Origin of the sequence: Neptuniibacter sp. UBA6509 (assembly GCA_002435145.1) — a bacterium.
Taxonomy (GTDB): domain Bacteria; phylum Pseudomonadota; class Gammaproteobacteria; order Pseudomonadales; family Balneatricaceae; genus Neptuniibacter.
The window spans coordinates 1-5406 of record DJLT01000066.1; the positions used below are offsets into that span (position 1 = coordinate 1).

At 44.2% G+C, this 5406-nt stretch carries 7 protein-coding genes; 5 read left to right on the top strand and 2 right to left on the bottom strand.

Annotated features, from left to right (window positions below; all coding sequences use genetic code 11):
- Positions 1–505, top strand: a 505-nt coding sequence (locus tag B4K11_RS08495) for a chemotaxis protein CheW (RefSeq protein ID WP_292951017.1), incomplete at its 5' end; no start/stop codon positions are given.
- Between the two features lie 30 nt (positions 506–535).
- Positions 536–943 carry a DUF2802 domain-containing protein gene (locus B4K11_RS08500; protein WP_292951016.1) on the top strand — a complete coding sequence of 136 codons (408 nt, stop codon included), beginning with the start codon at positions 536–538 and terminating at the stop codon, positions 941–943.
- On the opposite strand, the gene B4K11_RS08505 is transcribed toward B4K11_RS08500, so the two are convergent.
- Both B4K11_RS08505 and B4K11_RS08510 read right to left on the bottom strand, forming a co-directional pair.
- Positions 940–1257: an EscU/YscU/HrcU family type III secretion system export apparatus switch protein gene (locus tag B4K11_RS08505; protein WP_292951014.1), complete on the bottom strand. Its 318-nt coding sequence runs from the start codon at positions 1255–1257 to the stop codon at positions 940–942. The genes B4K11_RS08500 and B4K11_RS08505 overlap by 4 nt on opposite strands.
- The gene (locus B4K11_RS08510; RefSeq protein ID WP_292951013.1) at positions 1254–3218 is read right to left on the bottom strand and encodes a flagellar hook-length control protein FliK; all 1965 of its coding nucleotides are present in this window, start codon (positions 3216–3218) and stop codon (positions 1254–1256) included. Before B4K11_RS08510 ends, B4K11_RS08505 begins: the two co-directional genes overlap by 4 nt.
- A gap of 257 nt (positions 3219–3475) precedes the next feature.
- Between B4K11_RS08510 and ccmA the strand changes: the two genes are divergently transcribed.
- The 3 genes from ccmA to ccmC form a co-directional block, all read left to right on the top strand.
- A complete protein-coding gene (ccmA, locus tag B4K11_RS08515) occupies positions 3476–4111 on the top strand; it encodes a cytochrome c biogenesis heme-transporting ATPase CcmA (protein WP_292951012.1) in 636 nt (211 codons plus the stop codon).
- The gene (gene ccmB, locus B4K11_RS08520; RefSeq protein WP_292951011.1) at positions 4111–4830 is read left to right on the top strand and encodes a heme exporter protein CcmB; all 720 of its coding nucleotides are present in this window, start codon (positions 4111–4113) and stop codon (positions 4828–4830) included. The genes ccmA and ccmB overlap by 1 nt, the downstream gene beginning before the upstream one ends.
- Positions 4831–4842: 12 nt before the next feature.
- Positions 4843–5406 (top strand): heme ABC transporter permease CcmC (ccmC, locus tag B4K11_RS08525; protein ID WP_292959322.1); only part of this gene is annotated, 564 nt, incomplete at its 3' end.

Consider the following 5406-nt stretch of genomic DNA (forward strand, 5'->3'; position numbering starts at 1 on the left):
GCCAGAGCCAGAGCCAGAGCCAGTACCGGCGCCAGCAGCAGTGGCGAAGCCTGTAGCTGATTCTGGTCCAGCAGGCAGAGAAATAAATTGCGTGCTAATTAAGATGCACGGACTGAATTTGGCAATACCCTTTGATTATATTGAAGGTGCGGTACACCTTAGTTCAGTGTCTTTAGCGCTAGATGCGACGCATGATTGGAGTTTGGGGCGCTTTGGTAGTGGCGGTATGTCCGTTGAGACCAACGTTATTGATACTGCTTTGTGGTTGATCCCGGAGCGTTATAAGCCTGAAATGGCAAAATATGACGAGTTAATTATTTTACGCGGGCGTCATTGGGCTTTAGCGTGCGATGAATTGGTTAAGTCAGTGCGAATCCCAGCGGATAAGGTTTCTTGGGCGAGTAATGATAATCCACGTGCTTGGTTGTGGGGAACTTATATGGAGGAGCGTTGTGCGATTCTCGATATTCCCAAGCTGATGGAACAGTTCGATCAGGCGTTTTGAATTGATAGATAAAGTGATTCTAGGATAAAAATGGAACTGTCTTGGTTAAGTGTTATAGCGTTAGCGATTGCCCTAGGAGCAAGTGCATCGTCTTTTATTTTGTTTCGACGACTTCAACAGCATGAGCGTAAGCATCAAGCGTTGATAAATGTATTAAGAAATGAAATACAGGCGATGACCAATAGCTCTATAGGCATGGGCCGACGTTTAATTGGGGTGGAGCAAAAGCTCAATTTAACCGCTGATAAACAGTTAGAACTTGAAAATCGTGATCCTAGTGCATTGGCATACAATCAAGCTACGCGTTTGATGGAGATGGGCGCCGATGTTGATGAATTGGTGCAGAACTGTGGTATCGGTAGACCTGAAGCAGAACTGATGGCATTGCTGCATAAAGAGTTGGAACCGTCTCAGCAGAGCATAGGGCGCGATAATTAATTTTTCTCGGTGATACTTTTCTCGATGAAATCTTTAGTGTCGTGCTTTAGGCTGTATGCAAAGGCAATGACTTCCGCAATCGCGCGATAGAGGGATTCGGGTATCTCATCACCCAGCTCTAAACGGATTAATACTTCGACTAGTTCTGGGCTTTCATGGATGTGGATATCGTGTTCTTCTGCGAGTGTAATGATTTGTTCTGCAATTTCACCCATGCCCTTCGCCACAATTAAAGGGGCTTTGCCTGCTTCATGATCGTATTTTAATGCGATCGCTTTTTGTCTTTCATTCGGCTCTGATTTAGAAAATTTCATGTATGAAGATCAACAAGTTGTTTATGGATAGCTTGCTTTTGTTCAGGTGCAACGCCTTCATGCCAGTTTACTTCGGTATTATCAAAACCGCACTGGCGTAGACGTTCAGAGAATTCTTCTGAGCGCTCTTTGAGCTTTTCAGCTGTTTCTTTTAGTTCGCACCAGAATAGCGTACTGATTTCATGTCCGTCACTTAATCTTATTTCAGCATCAACTCCGCCTTGTTCTTCTAAGTCAAAATGTAACCTGACTCGCCAAACTGAGATCATCTCTCCTTCAGCATTGGTGCCGCCTTCTCGACTTAAGCGTAACTCAAGGTTATCCCATCGCTCTCCATTTTTGATAGGCAGGTCAAGCTGCAAAACACGTTCAAAGCCACCATCAGGTAGTTCTTTCCATTGCTGTAAAGAGTGTAGTTGTTGGCTTGTGACGCGTGAGTGGATCCCCTGAAGTAATTGTTCAAGTCGCTCTTTTTGCTCAGCGGGTAAAGAATCAGCAAGTTTTTGCAGTTGCTGTAGTTGGCTCTTCATCTCTTGAGGGTGTGGAGCCGAGCCTTTACTTAAGTTGTTTTCAGCAGATAAACCGCCAAGTTCAATATTTTGTTTAATCTGCGATGGCGCTTCGGGACTACCAGGGCGGACGCCAAATAATTGCAGCATCGATTTTACGACACTACTTATTTGTGACGCTTGTGGCCCTTCGGCTTTTGCAGCGATCTGAGACAGTTGACTTAGTGCATCGGCTGTTGGAATTTGATTTGGTAGCGCATTGCGGAGGGTTTCCTGAACCGCTGGGCGTTCTAATGCAGAGCTAGGTGTGTTCGAAGGCTGTCTAAGCTGCAAAACTTGAAATTGATTATCCGTCGATTTAACGATTTGTAGCTGAGTGCCTTGAGGGAGCGCTTGAGGGGAAGAAACCTCAACTTTTGAACCATTGTTCAGAGCAAGTGTAACCACGTGGTGTATCGGCGCTGATATGGGGCGTGGGGTTACATTGCTTGTGCCTTGTGAGTTTGTTGTCGTGTTGGAGGTGGTATTCGTTACAGGCTGCTTATCAGTGTTCGCGCTGGTTTGTATCTCTGGTTTACTGTTGTTTTGTGAACCTGTTACTAAGGGGGTCGTCGCTTTATTTTCTACCGCTTTATTGTTTATTAAAGGGGTTGATGAGGAGCCCGCTTCGGTCTGGCGATTAATATTTACGCCTGTGCTTGTTGTCTGAGTCTGTGAGGTTGAAATAGGGGGTGGCGTTTGTGGCGTTAATGTTTGAACAGTAGATGAACTTGAAGTAGTGCTTCTGCTCTGAGTGTTTCCGTTGATCACCTGCTGAGTCGTAGTGTTCTCTTTTGTAGGGGGGGCAGTAGTGTTAATCAATACGGGATTCTGGTTAGCTGGAACACGTATGGCGTCAGGGCTTGCGGTGGGTATGGTGCCTAGTGATGCAGAGGTTGATGATGTAGAAGTGCTTGATACAGGAGCTTGATCCCTACTTGCTGATGTTTGTATGTTTTGCGGGTAAATCGGACGGCTGCTAATGACCGCTGCCGTTGTTTTGTTTCCTATAGGTAGCTTTAGGTTATTGTCAGCGGATTGGATGGTGAAGCTTATATTCGGTTTTGTGGAAATGTTCGATTGAGGTTGTGCTTTATGTTGTGATGGCGCAACTTCGGTTGACGGTTTACTGTTTGTGGGGCTTTGAGGAGTGATCTGTATCTGACCATCACTCTGGCGATTTACATTGATTTTTTGTCCGATTGGCAGGGCCTGAAACACCCCCATTTGGATTAAACGGTTATTTATTTCTAACTTTAAACGGAAAATTTCGGGCTGTATTTGGTCTCTGCTAACAGCGACAACGGTTGCGCTAACATTCTGGCCAATCGGAAGTGTTCGGTTCAAATTTCGCGAAGAATCTGAACTCGTATCCGTTGTTGGTAATGGAATGCCTGATAATTGAGGAAGCAAACGGTCACCTCTTTAAAAGTGAAGAATTGTTGAGCTAAATCAGCAGTGTTGTCAGAGTACATCTAAATGAGGAGGTGATTCCAACTTTTAGAAAGCAATACAAGTGCAGAGCTGTCTGATAATCGTATATAATCTCACGCTTATTAATCGGCCGATATCCATAAAAGTATAGTTTAAGGTCAAATTACCGGGTTTGTAATGGCGCTGATTAGGTGTTTTTACCTTTGTTATAAAATTTTTAGCCTTTGGAGCACAGTTTGAGTACGGCGCTATTACAAGTTGAAAATCTTTTTTGTGAGCGTGATGACCGTATCTTATTTGAAGATCTGTGTTTCTCTATTAATGCTGGAGAAGTGATTCAGGTTGAGGGCAGGAATGGCAGTGGTAAGACGACTTTACTCAGGATTTTAAGCGGACTCTCGAATCATTATGAGGGTGAGATTTTTTGGAAAGGCCAAGATATTTCTGGTGTTCGTGATGATTTTAGGCGCGAGCTGCTTTATTTTGGTCACCATCCGGGCGTTAAGGCTATTTTGACACCTGAAGAAAATTTACATTGGTACGCGGCGATGCATCCCGGCATAAAGGGTAACGAGATATCTGAAGCCCTAGATAAAGTAGGGCTAGCTGGCTTTGAGGATTCGCCATGCCATACATTATCAGCGGGTCAGAATCGGCGTGTAAGTTTAGCAAGATTGCATCTGACGCAAGCAAAACTATGGATTTTAGATGAGCCTTTTACCGCAATAGATAAAAAGGGTGTTGCTGAAAAAGAGCAGATGATGATTGATCATGCTAAGCGTGGCGGTACTGTTATTTTAACCACTCACCATGAATTAGCGATCAGTGATCAGATTCGTCGATTTAATCTTGATGAATTAGCAGGAACTTAATGGAACATAAGCTGACAAATGAACAGTCGACTACTGCTGAAGGTTCTGTGCTGTCTCTTTTTTGGGCGGTATTAAAGCGGGATTTAATGTTGGCTTATCGCAAAAAAAGCGATTTGTTTAATCCATTAATATTCTTTTTAATGGTGGCCACTTTGTTCCCGCTGGGCGTGAGCCCAGAGCCGGATTTCTTAGCGAAAGTGGCACCCGGTGTTGTTTGGGTGGCGGCGCTGCTGGCGACGTTGCTATCCATGGATAGTTTGTTTAGATCAGATTTTGAAGATGGCACCTTAGAACAGACATTATTAAGTCCACAGCCTCTATTTATAGTGGTGTTGGCAAAGGTTTTAGCTCATTGGATGATGAGTGGTTTACCGTTGACGTTTTTAGCGCCTTTATTAGGGGTTATGTTGTTTTTACCTGCAGAAGGTATGTCTGGTTTGATGTTAAGTTTATTGATTGGGACGCCAACACTAAGCTTAATTGGTGCGATAGGTGCCGCGCTAACGGTAGGTTTACGTAAAGGAGGGGTGCTGATTTCATTATTGGTATTGCCTCTGTATATACCGGTATTGATTTTTGGAACCAGTGCCGTGCAGGCTGCCGTAACGGGACTGCCTTTGGCTGGTTTTTTTGCATTACTAGGTGCGATTTTAGCTTTGGGGTTAGTGATGGCTCCTTTGGCCATTGCTGCGGCATTACGAATTTCCGTAAGTGGATAAGTTTAGGTTGTTATGAGTGATAAAAAGAAGTGGATGCCTCGTTGGTTCTATCAATTAGCATCACCGCGTTGGTCCTACGATATTATGGGGAAGTTGCTTCCCGGCTTCGCTATTGCGGCGTTTATTTTTTTGGTTGTAGGGATTGTTTGGGCGTTAGGTTTTGCGCCAGCCGACTATCAGCAGGGTCATAGCTTCAGAATTATCTATATTCATGTTCCTTCTGCGATTTTGGCGCAATCATGTTATATGATGATGGCAGTGGCAGGTGCTATTGGTTTGATTTGGAAAATGAAAGTTGCAGATATGGTCGCAAAATCCTGCGCACCTATCGGTGCAACAATGGCTATTTTAGCGTTGGCTACAGGGGCTATTTGGGGTAAGCCTACATGGGGCTCTTGGTGGGTATGGGATGCGCGTCTTACCTCTATGCTAATTCTTCTTTTTCTTTATCTTGGGGTTATAGCCCTTCATTCAGCCATTGAAAATGAGGCAACAGCTGCTCAATCATCTGCTGTGTTGGCGCTTGTTGGTCTAGTGAATATTCCGATTATTAAATATTCAGTTGATTGGTGGAAT